The sequence below is a fragment of the Gammaproteobacteria bacterium genome, assembly GCA_019748175.1.
Lineage (GTDB): Bacteria > Pseudomonadota > Gammaproteobacteria > JAIEPX01 > JAIEPX01 > JAIEPX01.
In genome coordinates, this window is record JAIEPX010000008.1 from 305,613 (window position 1) to 319,742 (window position 14,130).

The following is a 14,130-nucleotide window of genomic DNA, read 5'->3' on the forward strand; positions in this document are numbered from 1 at the left end:
AATATCCAGGTCAAACTTTTTAACGACAGGAAGTCAGGTATGAATAAAAATGTGACGCAAATCCTTAAACGATGCCATAGGGCCCTCGTGCTTAGTTCAGTGTTGGTATTAGCAGCATGCGCTACCACCAGTAACAAGATTGATCCCTATGAGAAATATAATCGCGAGATGTTTAAATTTAACCGCTCATTGGATTATGTCCTCCTGCGTCCCCTCGCTGATGTTTATGACACATTAACACCCGTTCCTGTTCAAGGCGGAATTGGCAGGATGTTTTCTAACCTTTATGAACCCTCTCGTGTGATCAACGATATATTACAAGGCGAAATGCGTTACGCGTATCAAGATAGTGCACGGTTTGTTTTAAATTCTACATTTGGATTAGTAGGATTTTTAGATGTCGCTCAGAGAGTAGGATTTCCTTTACATCAACAAGATTTTGGAATCACGATGGCTCGTTGGGGATGGAAACAATCAAACTATATCGTGATGCCTTTTATTGGAATTTATACTTTCCGTGATTTAGTGGCAGTGCCGTGTAATGTTTACGCATTTACTTTTTGGCCTTATATTCAGCCCGAAAATGTAGCGTGGAAAATTTATTTCACTGAAAAACTGCAAACTCGCGCTGAGTTACGTCCTACTGATAAAGTGATCGATGAAGCCTTTGATCCGTATATTTTAGTGCGAGATGCGTATCTACAAAAACGGGAAAACGACATTAAAACACAAATGAATGGAAGAGTTGCTTCAGTGGCTCCTGCACCTGAATCAGGAGATGATCAAAGTAAAACGTCTCAGGATAATGTGCGAAAAGATATTAAGTCAGATAAAAAAGGAACAAAAAAAGACGCTGATTCCCAATCGAACTCGGGAAAAAATCTGCCTGATGTTATTGGTTAAAAATTGTGGCTGAATTTCACGTTGTTTTATATGAGCCTGAGATTCCGCCAAACACCGGCAATATTATTCGATTGTGTGCAAATACCGGTGCGCAATTACATTTAATTAAACCGCTAGGTTTTGAATTAGATGATGCGCGATTACGTCGTGCAGGATTGGATTATCATGAATTTGCGTCTGTTAAAATCTATGAGAATTACAGTGATTTTTTAAATCAAAATAATCCAGCGAGATTATTTGCCATTACAACAAAAGGTTCTGTTAATTACACTGACGTTCATTTTCAGTCGGGTGATTATTTAATGCTAGGCCCTGAGACGCGAGGATTGCCGAAAAATATTTTGGAATCACTTCCCAAAGAAAATTGTTTGAGAATTCCCATGTTGCCGGATAGTCGTAGTTTAAATTTGTCGAATGCTGCTGCAATAATATTATATGAGGCGTGGCGACAGAGTGGATTTGCATAGGTGAACAAAGAGGCCAAAGCTGGGTAAAGATCACGAAAAGGGTCAGGTCTAATCTAAACGCATACTTGCATTAAAAGCTGAGTATCTCTAAACACAAAGTTTGCGTTATTATTAGATCTGACCCTTTCAATCACTTCTTAATTGATCGAAGAAAGCGTTTTGACTGGCGAACGTAATTTTTCCATAACGTGTGACTTAGTTTCCCGGAAATCACACTTAATAAGTTTACTTTCAACGAAAGTAAGATTGAAGTAGCCATCATTAACATTGGGAAGAGTAACTGTCATCTTTATTACGCTATCAGTTGCATCTGATTCGTGAACATTAACTGATTCATCTAAGTCATGGGTAGTCGGAATTCGCCCATCAACAGTCAGTTGTTTTGTTGCAGGGTTATATGCCCACACTTTTGTATGAGGTTTTCCGTCTACAGCTGATCCAAATCTATGAGCATTGTGGGCTGCATTATCAACTTCTTCAACTGAATCGTTCTTATTTCCAACCACTCTGTAAGTGTCTCGAGAGGGATGTTCTTGAAGATTTACTTCCTCGCCGTGACCATGATGGTGATTATGCCCATGTACACTGCCATCTTTTTCCGGTGCAAAAAACACAGGGAAAAATGCTGATCTGAATGACATCTGGTTTAACCGAGCCCAACCATTACTAAAGGCTTCAACAATGCGTGCAGCGAAAATAACGGTTGGAGTGGCAACAAGAGCAGTTGCAACACCGACTGCGAGCGTTGATGCAGCGATGTGAATCCCCATGTAGGTTGCTAATGCGCTGGAAGCATAAGCAAACGCTGCTGTTAGTCCTACATAAGACCATGCAGAGGCAATGGCTGTATTAATGGTCGCCCAGCTGCTGGCAACAAACGGAGAAGCTAATAGACCGTTGATCACGCCAGTTAAGGCTGGAAATAAGGAAGTTAGCCCAGTAAACACAAGCGGTAATGCAATCGCCCACAATGCTGAAGACAGTGCAATGCTTGCAGCTAAGAAAATACTCCCCATCAGCACTACTGGGATATAATTGAAGTTACCGAGTTTTTCATGGATCACAAATGATGAGCCCAACGCCCATGCTGCTTTTGCACTTTTGAGTGGCGACGCGAAAGCAGTTGTCGCGATAGTGGCAAAACGAAATGCATAATGAATCGGAGCCAACATCAGCGTAGCGATTCCGAATACTAAATAACCACCGATTAAATAGCCGACTGATAATTTACCCATATTATAAAGTTCTGTAGTAAGAGCAATATTTTTTGTTGTTTGGCCAATTAAAGTACCAGTTACATTTTTCAAGAACGAAGGAATATATTCGGTAACAAATTTAAAAATGTTCAGAGCGATCTTAGGGATAATTTCAATCGCTTTTATCAGGAAAATTGTAGTCTTTATGAAGAGTGCTTCAACCAGAATGCCGATTAATAGCACTAATCGAGTACCGACACCGATTTTTTTACCGGTGAGACGATATTGTTTTGGATCTGGGTGAATATCGCTTCCAAACATATTTTTTAGTATTGTCCACCTATCATGCACTAATTCGCGAAAATGACCTTTTAACCATTGTGGTCGATTAGGGAATCCAAAAATAGTCCAGGCAATCATTGATGACGTTAATTCATCGTCCGGATAGACTCTTTCTGTTCCATCTGCACCGGTATACGTAGCATCAGAAAGGTGAAGCCCATCAAACTCATAAGTTTCAACAAACACTTTTTTTGCTACATAAGTAAGATACGCTTTAATGCGTGGTATAAGAGGTCGAAGCTCGCGTTCTGCTTCTGTCTCAGCTGTTTCGTTTGCAGTTTGGCCCAATAAAAAATCATGTTCATTGTCTTCAGAAGCAACTGATAAGTGCGCTTGACCTGTACTATCAACCAACTTTCCGTCTTTGTCTTGAAACTCGGGTTCGTTATAAGAAGAGGTAATAGAAGGATCTAATAATACTCGTGTGAGCCATGCTAAGGGGGGTAAGTAGTCTATATGTTCTAACAAAGGTGTTTTGACTTCTTCTACTAATGCCGGTGTTTTGAGTTTCATATTGGCTCCAGGATGTTGATTAGTTACATGAGATTCTATAGTGGCTTCAGGGTAAAGTCAATGCAAAATTGCTTGAATATCATAATTTTTCATCGAATTTGCTCAATCATGGTCTGGGTCGCTCTGACTAAAGCATCGATAATTCCGGATTCTTTGCTGGAATGCCCGGCATCGGGAATAATCTGCAATGTCGAGGCTGGCCAGGCTTTGTGTAGGCGCCAAGCATTTTCAAAGGTGCAGACCATATCGTAACGACCGTGAACAATAATCCCCGGGATATTCTCTATTTTATCCATATTATCCAAAATTTGATTGGGGGCGAGGAAGCAGTTGTTCACCATATAATGGCATTCTATACGAGCCAGGCTCAGAGCAGTGTGAGGATCAGAAGTCCATTGCATGGCATCTTGAGTAAGCTGCAAAGATGAGCACCGACCTTCCCAAGCTGACCAGGCTTTTGCTGCAGCCATCCGAGCCACTTCGTCTTCTCCGGTCAATACGGCATGATACGCATCAATATAATTACTATGGCCATTCAGATTCACGGCAGAAGTAAAATCTTCCCAATAATCGGGATATACGTAATTCGCACCTTTACCGTTGAATAACCAATACATGTCGTGCTGTCGTGAAAGGAAAATGCCTCGCAAAATCAGTCCGGCCACACGATCTGGGTATGTTTGAGCATAGACTAAACTCAAGGTCGAACCCCAAGAGCCACCAAACAATACCCATTGATCCACCCCTAAAAAATCCCTAATCATTTCCATATCACTGACTAATGCTTGCGTTGTATTTTCAGTTAGATCAGCATGCGGAGTTGATCGACCGCTGCCGCGTTGATCAAATAAAATAATGCGATATTTATTAGGATCAAAAAATCGACGATGATCTTCTGAACATCCACCCCCCGGTCCACCATGAACGAACAATACAGGCATGCCATTAGGATTTCCGCACACTTCCACATACAATTGATGAGGCTCTGCTACAGACAGCATATGTTGTTCATAAGGTTGAATAGCCGGATAACTACTTAACATTTTGTTCGCTCCTTAAACACGTAAATTATGCAGTCATTAAAGAGCGATCAGTTATTGATGTCAACAGCAATAAGATCTTCTGTCTGTGCTATACTTATGTTACGATTGTTGTTAATTGTGACATAAGTAGCAAGGTGGATTTTATGAGTATAGCCGTACGAGTTAGTGACAAGTTATATCAGGCAGCTTCTAAAGTAGCAAAGGCTGAATTTCGTAGTACAGCCCAGCAGATAGAGTATTGGGCTACTATAGGAAAAGCAGCTCTGGAAAACCCTGATTTGCCTACTGATTTTGTCCGAGACATTCTAATGGCGAAGGGGCGGGATAAGGGGGCTCTGGAACCCTTCATACCTGAAACTAGCTCTTCTATTAAGAAGAGCAAAGGTACGCTTAAGAAAAATAAATGAGACACCGTATTGTGAAATGGCGCTAGCAGTAGTGATGGGTGGATTTCAACTATGGATAAGTGGTCAAAACCTGAATTTAGGTTTTGACCACAAACTTCACATCACTCTATTGCTTCTTTTCCGTCATGCTAATTGAGAAGTGTTTCTCTTCAGGCATTTTCGCATCGTTTGTCGGATTTGCAGATTTCCAGAAGCAAAATAATTCCTGTTGAGTTTTCTTTTCATAGCCGTTTTTATCACCTTCTTTTAACACGCGTTCGACTTTCATCTTTGTAGCTAACGTTTCAGCTTTATCTAGAGATCCTGAACGTATGCATGCTAAAAGTAATGAAGTTCCATTTTGTAAATCGGGCAATGAAACAACTTCAGGAGCTGACTTGTCTATATCACTCACGTTTAATTGATTGGGCACCAAGAGACCTTCTTGTAATTGACTAATATGATCCTTGCCAACAGATACAATAAATTGATTCATTGCAACATTATGCACAGTCAAATACTCTTGTTCTGCCAATACATCATGAATTGTCAATGATTTACCACTGCTGCCTAATTCGCGAGATAATTCACCAATTTGATATCTTAAGGCCGCGTTCGATACAACAATTACTTTATTAGCGGTGGGATCAGTGATATGAACATGCATATCCATCGGCTCTCTGTCTTTGCCCCAGTTGATCGCAAAATGTGGACATATGCAACCACCATAACCAATAAGTGGACGGTTGCCTAGAACATAATTACGTAATGTTTTGACCTCATCTGAAAACTCACGCCCTATATAGCCGCCATCGTTTGCAATAGTGGTTATTGGCCTCCCATCACGTCTGAAAATAACCTCGGCTTGGTCTGAATAAACCGCTGTGTGGAGCTTTTCCGGTTCAAAGAATGCCTTAATTTTACTTTTACAAACTCGTCTAACAGTTTCAATACCTTTTTTCATATACCTGCCTCAACTAAGGATTAATTAACAATGTGATATAGATTGTACAGGCTAATTGTTAACAAAATATTAAATTTGTATAAGTTTGAAGTGAGAAAGTACTATGGTGGCTTTATAGTAGTCTTGAAGTGGCTTAGAGCGGGTTTGGGGCTGCAAACACATTAGTTTTACAGATACAGGTGATTCGGGCCTTAATTAATCAAATCGATGGGTCAGAGGGCTATTTGGGGCATTGGCGTCGAAGCGTTTACCAAAATCGCTTTGCCTAAAGGGCGTGAGTGTATTGGCCTCACTATCCAGAATGACGATAGAGTCCGCCGATTGTAACCGGGGATTATGTCTAGGATCGAGTTGTGTAGGGTCTAACATAGAGTATAAGGTGGCAGGGTCATCGCTATTTTCTCTTCCTAAACCGATTTGTCCTTCATTCCCTATAAAAGAGCCTGAATCGCCGCAAAAATGGGTTCCGCCAATTTCATTATGATCATTAGGTAATGTCTTAGAGGTGGGTGTGGTCACGCTTCTAACAAGACGTACGCCATCAATTTTGGCCTCTTCCCGAGGGTCCATCCAATGATTTGTACTCCAGTCTTTCCAATCACTTGGGAGATTAGTTAAGCTTACAGTTCGAATATGCGTAAATCTTTTTGCATTTTCATTTAATACTTCTTTTACAGCTTGAACAAATAATTGCTCTAACTGTTCCTGATTATGCGGTTCAGAAAATCCAAATTCACCTAGTCCCATACCTTTTAGAGTAAAAACTGTGCCGGTATCAGCTCTGCGCATTGCTTCATCGTTACTTAAGAATAATGTTTTTAACAAAGATTTAATTCGAGCAAGGTAAGCAGGTTTATACAACCAGACATCAACTCCCATTACGTTTAGAGGAAGAAACTCATCGTTAAGATTTTTTCTTGCATCATCACCAGTATAATCAATAGCAAGTTTTCCCCCATACAATTGTCTTGCTGCATTCAGGAGAGGAGTGTTCTCTTTAATATTATTGATGCGCGTTGAAAATTGAGGTGAGTGATTCTCTAAAAGCACACAAAAAATAAAATCAGGATGTAGTGTAGCGCCATTACCAAATTCAGGTGCGACTGTGTTTGTAAGTACGACTAGATCTGCTGATAATTCGGCCTCCCTAACATAGGGCCAATCAATTGAACGTGATCCAGTACCGATGATAATAGATATTGTTTGCGCTAAAAGCATAGGTGTTAGTATTAATTCGTGAAGTGTCAAATATTCTTTAAATATTTCATCACGATCTGCTTCAGTACCAATATTTAATAATAATTGTCGATGATGAGAGAAAGGGTTTGACCCACTCAATAATTTACTAACCTTATCTTTAAAGAGGGCTTTTCCTAAGACATCTGATTTGTCGCGTGGAATTAATAATCTGCCATTTAAATAGCAAGTCAAAAATCGTTTTTGAAAAAGTCGTTGTAAAAAATCTTCGAAATTCATTGTATTATAAAAACGACCCATGATTGAATCTGTGGTTCTGGCTTCAGTGAAATATTGATACAGCACCCCCATATGTTTTTTTTCTACTACAATTCGAGAAGAATTTTTACAGGCTTCCTGAACTTCTAATTCTGAATCGGAATATTGTGGTGGAGTATCACGATTAATGAGTGCGAGAGGGTTTTTGTACGGACTTCTAGAAAAATCATTCATTAATGAATGTAAGAAAGAAGAATGACTATAAGAGTCAATCAGCTTACTTTTGAGACTTGCTATCGCTGGTCGAGAAAATGGCGATATATAACTTGAAAATAAGCGTGTACCTCTCTTCATAGCTTTCCTCAATAGATGCCTTTACGATTGCAGAAAATACTTAATATTTTGTCTCTGTCATTTTGATATTATAGTCTAAATTTAAGAGGTTGGGATTTTTTTCAATAACCATTTGGCGTCGTCTAAGAGTTCCTTGAGTTTCGTACAATGCTTTATTGTTGTTAAAGTCGAGGCCTGCTTTTTGGATGTCCATGTAGGTTTGTTTGATGGCTTCTTTCATGGATGACTGTTGATTTTCGAGTTTCGGGAGGAAAGCCTCTGATTTTTTATTGATTTCTAGCAATCTTTTATTGATTTCAGTTAATGCTACAGCTTCTTTCTCTAGCTGTAGTACCATAGCATCCTGCCCAATTTGGGCTATTTCGTCTTCGATTCTTTTTTGTTCCACTTCTAATGTTGTGCCAATAGGATTTCTTTTGCTTATTATCACTTCGCGATCAATATCACTGATTAAAGGGGGAGTGGACTTTGGGGGTAGAAATTTAAAGAAACCTAAAACTTTTTGCCTCATAACCCAACCTTTGCATGTATTTATTACGTTGATGAATCATATATTAGGGTTAGATTAAAAGTCAAGTGAAACTATACGAAGTGCAGTTGAGGAGTAACATTTTTTGTGAATTAATGCTGTTTAGGTCGGCGTTGTTAGTGATGATTGCGTGGAAATTGATAGATTCTTGTCTCGAGGCGTTAAGATTTCATTAATATTCACTGTGTATAACGGTTATGTACGTAGCGACAGGTATATTAAAGACGAGAATAGTCTGGATAGATAATTTCCAGACTGATGTCGGATGCCTTGGAGATGTTTTGGGAGGAGGGCGTGCTCTCCTCTCAAAAAGTATAATTCGATAGATAGATTTTGTGAATAGTGCCTTTGGAAAAGGAAGAAAAGCAGTGAAAATAGGGCAGGGAAGGGCATTTTTGTTGTTTTTTCCCAGATTTTTTGTTAGAATTTTCAAATAAATTCAATATGAGAGGAAGTAGATATGGCTCGAGATTTACGATATGAAGAAAACTTTTGGGGTAATGTTGAAGCGAGACCTCAAAGAAGACAAAAATCTAGAAAGAATGACTTTCATGAAGGTTCTGTACCTATAGCCAAGCCAGGCAGCAATCAATTTGTCGCGCAGACATGGCGATTCTTTTTCTATGCATTGTTTCTTTGTGGAGCAGGCGCATCCTTAGCGTTTATTACACCAATCCCTTTTCTGGTACTTCCCGCTGCGATGGCTGTAATGTTCATTTCTTTGTTCGCGTTTATTTTACTCCATTATGCCTTTGAAGAATATTCTGGTGCTTTCTACGCTTTCTTATTTTTTGCAACAACATTGGGAATCGTTTTAGGGCCACAATTAGCATTGATTGCAGCAACGGTAGAAAGTGGCATGTTTATCATTTGTGCTGCAGCTGCGGTGACAGTAGGTATGACTCTAATGTTGCACAATTATGCTTGGGTTAAAGCAAGTTTTAGTTTACGCAGAATTTCATTGTTGGGTTCTTTTTTATCAACAGCATTAACAGGCCTGATTATTTTAGGCCTAATCTCATTAATTTTTCCAACTCCGTTAGTCATGTTGCTTTACGGAGCTGCGGGTGTTGCTGTTTTTTCTCTGTATTTAGTTTATGATGTTTATCTATTGAAAATCGGAGCATTTAGATCACCCGTTGAAGCTGCGATGAATTTATTTTTGGATGTGATCAATCTATTTTTTGAAGTACTAAGAATTTTTATAGCTGTTAAAACGGAGAGTAAGGATCTTGGAAATTTCGGGCAATTCTTTTTAAAACGTATTGTTCCTATTTTAGGTATTGCGTTGATTGTTGTTTCGTTCGGATTATTGGAGCGATGGATAATGAGTTGGCATGGTGTTGATGATGACATAGATGACAGTGATTATTTTTCTCCTCCTCCTGCGCCGCCGCAAGGTAGATTACCATCAAGTTCTGCGAGTGCACCTATGGTTCCTCAAGGTCAAGCTCCTCTGTATGAGCAGGCTTCTTCTGGAGTTAAACACTCGCATTCGTTACCACCCCAAAACACTGGTGCTGGAAGTGGTCAACAGACTTTCTTTGGGAATTCTCCACCGCAACCTCCTGCTGGACCTCCTGCTAGTGCTCCGCCTCTTTATCAACCAGTTTATCCGCAAACACAAGGGGAGTCTCCTTACGGTCCTCAGCAATATGCTCGGCAAGGGCAGTTTTTTGCAAGTCAGCAAAGTACCGGCCAAAATCAACAGGCATATCAAGGTTATTCTCAGTATCAACAATATCGATCAGCGCACGGTCACACTCCAGCGTTTGTTCCACATATATCGGGTGGGCAAGGGAATAGTGGTCCGCAAAATAGTTATTTTCCTCCGCCGCCATACAATCCAGCGCTATATCAGGCACTACCTGCGTATCAAATACCGCCCGCGCAATACCCTGAGCAATATCAAGGTGGTGGAGCGGGAATTCCTCCCCAGAATTATTATCAATAATGTGTAATGTGAGGGGTCAGATCTTTGCTTGATGTATTATTAGTTTAGAATGCATCAAGCAAAGATCTGACCCCTCAAACGTATCGACCAAGACACCACACAGAAAACAGTCTATACTAACCCAATATTAGTCGATCTAATCAGGATTTTTTGTGACATCTAAAAGGAGATTTATTATGAGCGTCAAAATTGGTATTTCTGACAAAAATTGTTCTCAAATCGTAAAGCAGTTATCTGTAATAATGTCTGACACATATTTGTTGTATGTAAAGACTCAAAACTTTCACTGGAATGTTACTTCACCTTTATTTCCTTCTCTTCATTTAATGTTTGAATCACAGTACGAAGAATTACAAGGGGCAGTGGATGTTTTGGCTGAACGCATTCGAGCATTGGGGCACTTTTCTCCAGGTTCATTCGCGCAATTTACATCGTTCGGTAATATTAAAGAATCTACTAAAGTTCCAAGTGCTAATGATATGCTCAAACAATTATTAGCTGACCACGAACTACTCTGTCGTGAAATTCGCGATGCTATTCCAGCGATTCAAAAACTGGGTGATGAGGTTAGCGGTGATACTCTAATCGAGCGATTAACTCAGCATGAAAAAACAGCCTGGATGTTACGAAGTTCGATTAGTTAGCGGCGGCTTAATACATCTCAGGCGTAAGAACCCAAAGTATGTTGCAATAATTATTGTCGTGATTTAAGCAAACGGCCGTTCCAGGATGAAAATCGATGAGATTAGCATTTTCATCCTGAGCTAAAAGCATGCTAGTGAGTTTGCTTAAAAAAGGAAGATGCCCAACAATCATCACATCTTCAGAAAAATTCCAGATTTTTTTTAACATCGGTAAAATATGATCGTTCGGTTCTAATCCTTCAATATATTCACAACGACTTTCATTAACTACCTTCGCCAGTATTTGTGCAGTTTCGAGAGCGCGCGTTTTTGTGCTGTGAAAAACATGAGGGATTTTTAAATTTATTTTTGATAAATGATCGGCTAAGCGCAAAATGTCGCCTCGGCCTTCGTCACTGAGAGGGTACGCAGCGATTGAATCATCGGTCACATATTTTCCGTGCCTTACCAGATATATTTTCATAACAGTTCCTCCTCTATTATCAGTATATCAGATTAATAATGAAATTTATCGGTTTGACAGCATAGCAATATTTTATTAGGATGAGTTTAACCTAGATTCCAACTGCAGAATCTAGGTTTAAGCACTAGCTCGATTTGAAGACCTCGAGCGAGGGGTACCAGTGGATTCTGGTTGAGAAATACCCATTGAACCTGATCAGGATCGCACCTGCGGAGGGAAGTGTAATGAATTTTAATGACGATACTGTTTATTCTTTATTTTCCAAAGTTCGGGAAACGACACCCTTAATCCACAATATTACCAATTATGTGGTGATGCAACAAACAGCCAACGCTTTATTAGCGATCGGTGCGTCGCCTGTTATGGCGCATGCGATCGAAGAAGTTGAAGAGATGTCGACATTGGCAAATGCTCTGGTGGTTAATATTGGAACATTGAGCGCAGGTTGGATTCCGAGCATGCATGCTGCAATTAAAACGGCCAATCTTCGAAAAATTCCAGTTGTACTTGATCCGGTAGGATCAGGTGCAACTCATTATCGTACTGATACTGCAAAATCAATTATCGATAATTTTAACCTGACCGTAATAAGAGCCAACGCTTCAGAAATTGGATCGCTTTTTTCTGATGGTCATCAAACCCGAGGCGTTGATAATACATCTGATCCAAGAGAACTGTTGGAACTCGCAAAAACAGCTGCAAAAACGTATGGAATAATTATTTGTATCAGTGGTGAAACAGATTATATTACTGACGGCAATTTCATATTGAGCATCAACAACGGGCATAAAATGATGACTCAAGTAACAGGCATGGGATGCACAGCGTCTGCACTTACTGGAGCGCTATTAACATCCGGTGAAAATAAATTAATCTGTACCGCCGCGGCGATGGCAATAAACGGAATTGCAGGACAAATTGCTGCCGAAAAATCACAAGGCACAGGTTCATTTCAACTTCAATTTTTAGATACTCTATCGAGATTAAATCATGAAACTATTTCGCAATACTTACAATTTGACGAGCACAATTGAGGCTAAGAAATTAAGTCTTTATTTGGTGACAGATCGAGAAAAATATTCGACATTGGATGAATTTAAAAAAGCCATTATTTTAGCAGTTAAAGGTGGAGTTACTGCCGTGCAACTTCGAGAAAAAGATCCTGATTTTTCTCGTTATTGTGAAATTGCAGCATCCATAAAACCAGTGCTCGATGAATACGATATTCCTCTGATCATTAATGATAGTCCTGAGGTTGCGAAAGCCATAGGTACTCCTTGGATTCATTTGGGACAAAAAGATTGCACTGTATCGGATGCAAGACGAATACTGGGAGATGGTGCCATCATTGGGCTTTCTGTAGAAACTGAAGAGCAAGCGTACAGTGCCTTAAATCAATCAGTGAATTATATTGCTATCAGTCCCATTTTAGCTTCAAAATCACGACCGGATCTCACTAATCCTTGGGGGTTAGAAAAAGCGAAAAGATTTTGCTCTCAAACCAATGTTCCTATTGTAGCGATTGGTGGCATTAACAAAAATAATGTTCATCAAGTATTAGACTGTGGTGTGAGTGGCATTTGTGTGATTAGTGCAATTTTACATCAACCATGTCCACAAATAGCAGCTCGTGAATTAAAAGTAATTATTGATCAATATGAAGGGAAAGGGGCAGATTTTTGCTTGATGCAGAGTTAGTTGATCTGACTCGTTCCTCTTAGCGTGGCGAGAGATATACACCATCAATTCCTTTGCGCGAGAAAACGATTTGCCACAATTGAATGGATCGACAGCGGAAGCACCCTGCCGATGACAATAAATAATATTCCCACATGCGATAAAAACGTTCGTCAAATTCAGATTTTAATTCATCCCAGTGATCTTTAAAGTTTTGGTGCCAGCTGAGTAAAGTCCTGTCATAGTAGGCGCCAAAACTTTGCCAATCTTCCATGATAAATAATTTTTCTGAGGAATTTCCAATTTGCGCAATGGACGGAAGCATGCTATTCGGAAAAATATGTTTCTGAACCCATTCGTTAGTTGCGTACATTGTTTCATTATTACCGATAGTATGTAATAAAAATAATGAATGATCGTCTAAGGCATCATAGATAATTTTCATAAAGTGGTGATAATTTTTATGCCCAACGTGTTCAAACATTCCGACTGAAACAATTCTGTCGTATTTCTGGTTTATATCTCGATAATCTAGTAAGCGAATCTGGATATCAAAATCTTTGCAGTATTCTTTTGCGTAATCACATTGTTGTTGAGAGAGAGTAATTCCCGTGACTCGCACACCATATTGTTCGGCAGCATATCGTGCCAATCCACCCCAGCCACATCCAACATCGAGTAAGGTCATTCCAGGCTCAAGTTGTAACTTCTGACAAATTAAATCCAATTTCGCTTCTTGAGCTTCGTCCAAGGTTTCAGCATTTTTCCAGTACGCACAACTGTAAATCATGCGTTTGTCGAGCATTTTACTGTATAACTCGTTACTTAAATCGTAATGTTGAAGCGCAACTTTTTTAGAGAGCATTTTTGTCTGCTGATTGAAAAGTCTGGCAATGAGTAGATTAAATTTTAGATGCAAAGATAATCGCATTTTTGATTCGATGTTTGCACTAACTAATTTATCAAATAGTGTATCTAGCTGTGCACAGTCCCACCACTTGTCCATGTAAGATTCACCTAGACCTAATTCTTTATTAGATAAAACACGTTTATAGAAATTGTCATTATGAACTTGAATGTCCCAGGGATTGTTTCCATTAATTTTGACACCCGCAATGTCGAGTAATTCTTCTATTGTTTTTTGAGCAGAAGATCGTGATTGATTGGACGGGTTATCTTGAATCGTTGTAGGTACCTGATTGGACACGTTGCATATCTCCCTGAGTGCGCTGTTTATTGG

Annotated in this window: 14 protein-coding genes and 1 riboswitch; of the genes, 7 read left to right on the forward strand and 7 right to left on the reverse strand. The window is 39.5% G+C overall.

The genetic code is table 11. The features are described from left to right. Positions 1 to 39: 39 nt before the first annotated feature. Both K2X50_04380 and trmL read left to right on the forward strand, forming a co-directional pair. Complete coding sequence (locus K2X50_04380; GenBank protein ID MBX9586477.1) at positions 40 to 903, forward strand: VacJ family lipoprotein; 864 nt, start codon at positions 40 to 42, stop codon at positions 901 to 903. A gap of 5 nt (positions 904 to 908) precedes the next feature. Continuing rightward, a complete protein-coding gene (gene trmL / locus K2X50_04385) occupies positions 909 to 1,370 on the forward strand; it encodes a tRNA (uridine(34)/cytosine(34)/5-carboxymethylaminomethyluridine(34)-2'-O)-methyltransferase TrmL (GenBank protein ID MBX9586478.1) in 462 nt (153 codons plus the stop codon). 137 nt (positions 1,371 to 1,507) lie between these two features. Here trmL and K2X50_04390 read toward each other — a convergent pair whose 3' ends face one another. Continuing rightward, a complete protein-coding gene (locus tag K2X50_04390) occupies positions 1,508 to 3,421 on the reverse strand; it encodes a hypothetical protein (protein ID MBX9586479.1) in 1,914 nt (637 codons plus the stop codon). An 89-nt stretch (positions 3,422 to 3,510) separates the two neighbouring features. Continuing rightward, positions 3,511 to 4,464, reverse strand: a complete 954-nt coding sequence (gene pip, locus K2X50_04395) for a prolyl aminopeptidase (protein MBX9586480.1) — start codon at positions 4,462 to 4,464, stop codon at positions 3,511 to 3,513. A gap of 143 nt (positions 4,465 to 4,607) precedes the next feature. On the opposite strand from pip, the gene K2X50_04400 reads away from it, so the two are divergent. Further along, on the forward strand, positions 4,608 to 4,871 hold the full coding sequence (locus tag K2X50_04400) for a ParD-like family protein (GenBank protein ID MBX9586481.1): 264 nt from the start codon (positions 4,608 to 4,610) through the stop codon (positions 4,869 to 4,871). A 106-nt stretch (positions 4,872 to 4,977) separates the two neighbouring features. Here K2X50_04400 and K2X50_04405 read toward each other — a convergent pair whose 3' ends face one another. The 3 genes from K2X50_04405 to K2X50_04415 all read right to left on the reverse strand — a co-directional run bounded on the left by K2X50_04405 (position 4,978) and on the right by K2X50_04415 (position 8,134). Next, positions 4,978 to 5,814, reverse strand: coding sequence for a hypothetical protein (locus K2X50_04405; protein ID MBX9586482.1), 837 nt, complete (start codon positions 5,812 to 5,814; stop codon positions 4,978 to 4,980). A gap of 195 nt (positions 5,815 to 6,009) precedes the next feature. Next, positions 6,010 to 7,623, reverse strand: a complete 1,614-nt coding sequence (locus K2X50_04410) for a DUF4804 domain-containing protein (protein MBX9586483.1) — start codon at positions 7,621 to 7,623, stop codon at positions 6,010 to 6,012. Between the two features lie 40 nt (positions 7,624 to 7,663). Next, positions 7,664 to 8,134: a hypothetical protein gene (locus tag K2X50_04415; protein MBX9586484.1), complete on the reverse strand. Its 471-nt coding sequence runs from the start codon at positions 8,132 to 8,134 to the stop codon at positions 7,664 to 7,666. Positions 8,135 to 8,612: 478 nt separating this feature from the next. On the opposite strand from K2X50_04415, the gene K2X50_04420 reads away from it, so the two are divergent. After that, the gene (locus K2X50_04420; GenBank protein MBX9586485.1) at positions 8,613 to 10,106 is read left to right on the forward strand and encodes a Bax inhibitor-1 family protein; all 1,494 of its coding nucleotides are present in this window, start codon (positions 8,613 to 8,615) and stop codon (positions 10,104 to 10,106) included. 176 nt (positions 10,107 to 10,282) lie between these two features. Further along, complete coding sequence (locus K2X50_04425) at positions 10,283 to 10,750, forward strand: DNA starvation/stationary phase protection protein (GenBank protein MBX9586486.1); 468 nt, start codon at positions 10,283 to 10,285, stop codon at positions 10,748 to 10,750. A gap of 7 nt (positions 10,751 to 10,757) precedes the next feature. Here K2X50_04425 and sixA read toward each other — a convergent pair whose 3' ends face one another. Beyond that, complete coding sequence (gene sixA, locus K2X50_04430) at positions 10,758 to 11,213, reverse strand: phosphohistidine phosphatase SixA (protein ID MBX9586487.1); 456 nt, start codon at positions 11,211 to 11,213, stop codon at positions 10,758 to 10,760. Positions 11,214 to 11,353: 140 nt separating this feature from the next. Continuing rightward, positions 11,354 to 11,448, forward strand: a riboswitch (TPP riboswitch). Here sixA and thiM point away from each other — a divergent pair. Continuing rightward, positions 11,438 to 12,247 (forward strand): hydroxyethylthiazole kinase, encoded by an 810-nt coding sequence (gene thiM / locus K2X50_04435; GenBank protein MBX9586488.1) that lies wholly within the window; start codon positions 11,438 to 11,440, stop codon positions 12,245 to 12,247. It overlaps the preceding riboswitch by 11 nt. After that, positions 12,204 to 12,911 carry a thiamine phosphate synthase gene (thiE, locus tag K2X50_04440; GenBank protein ID MBX9586489.1) on the forward strand — a complete coding sequence of 236 codons (708 nt, stop codon included), beginning with the start codon at positions 12,204 to 12,206 and terminating at the stop codon, positions 12,909 to 12,911. Before thiM ends, thiE begins: the two co-directional genes overlap by 44 nt. Positions 12,912 to 12,930: 19 nt before the next feature. On the opposite strand, the gene cfa is transcribed toward thiE, so the two are convergent. Then, the gene (gene cfa, locus K2X50_04445) at positions 12,931 to 14,073 is read right to left on the reverse strand and encodes a cyclopropane fatty acyl phospholipid synthase (protein MBX9586490.1); all 1,143 of its coding nucleotides are present in this window, start codon (positions 14,071 to 14,073) and stop codon (positions 12,931 to 12,933) included. Between the last annotated feature and the right edge of the window lie 57 nt (positions 14,074 to 14,130).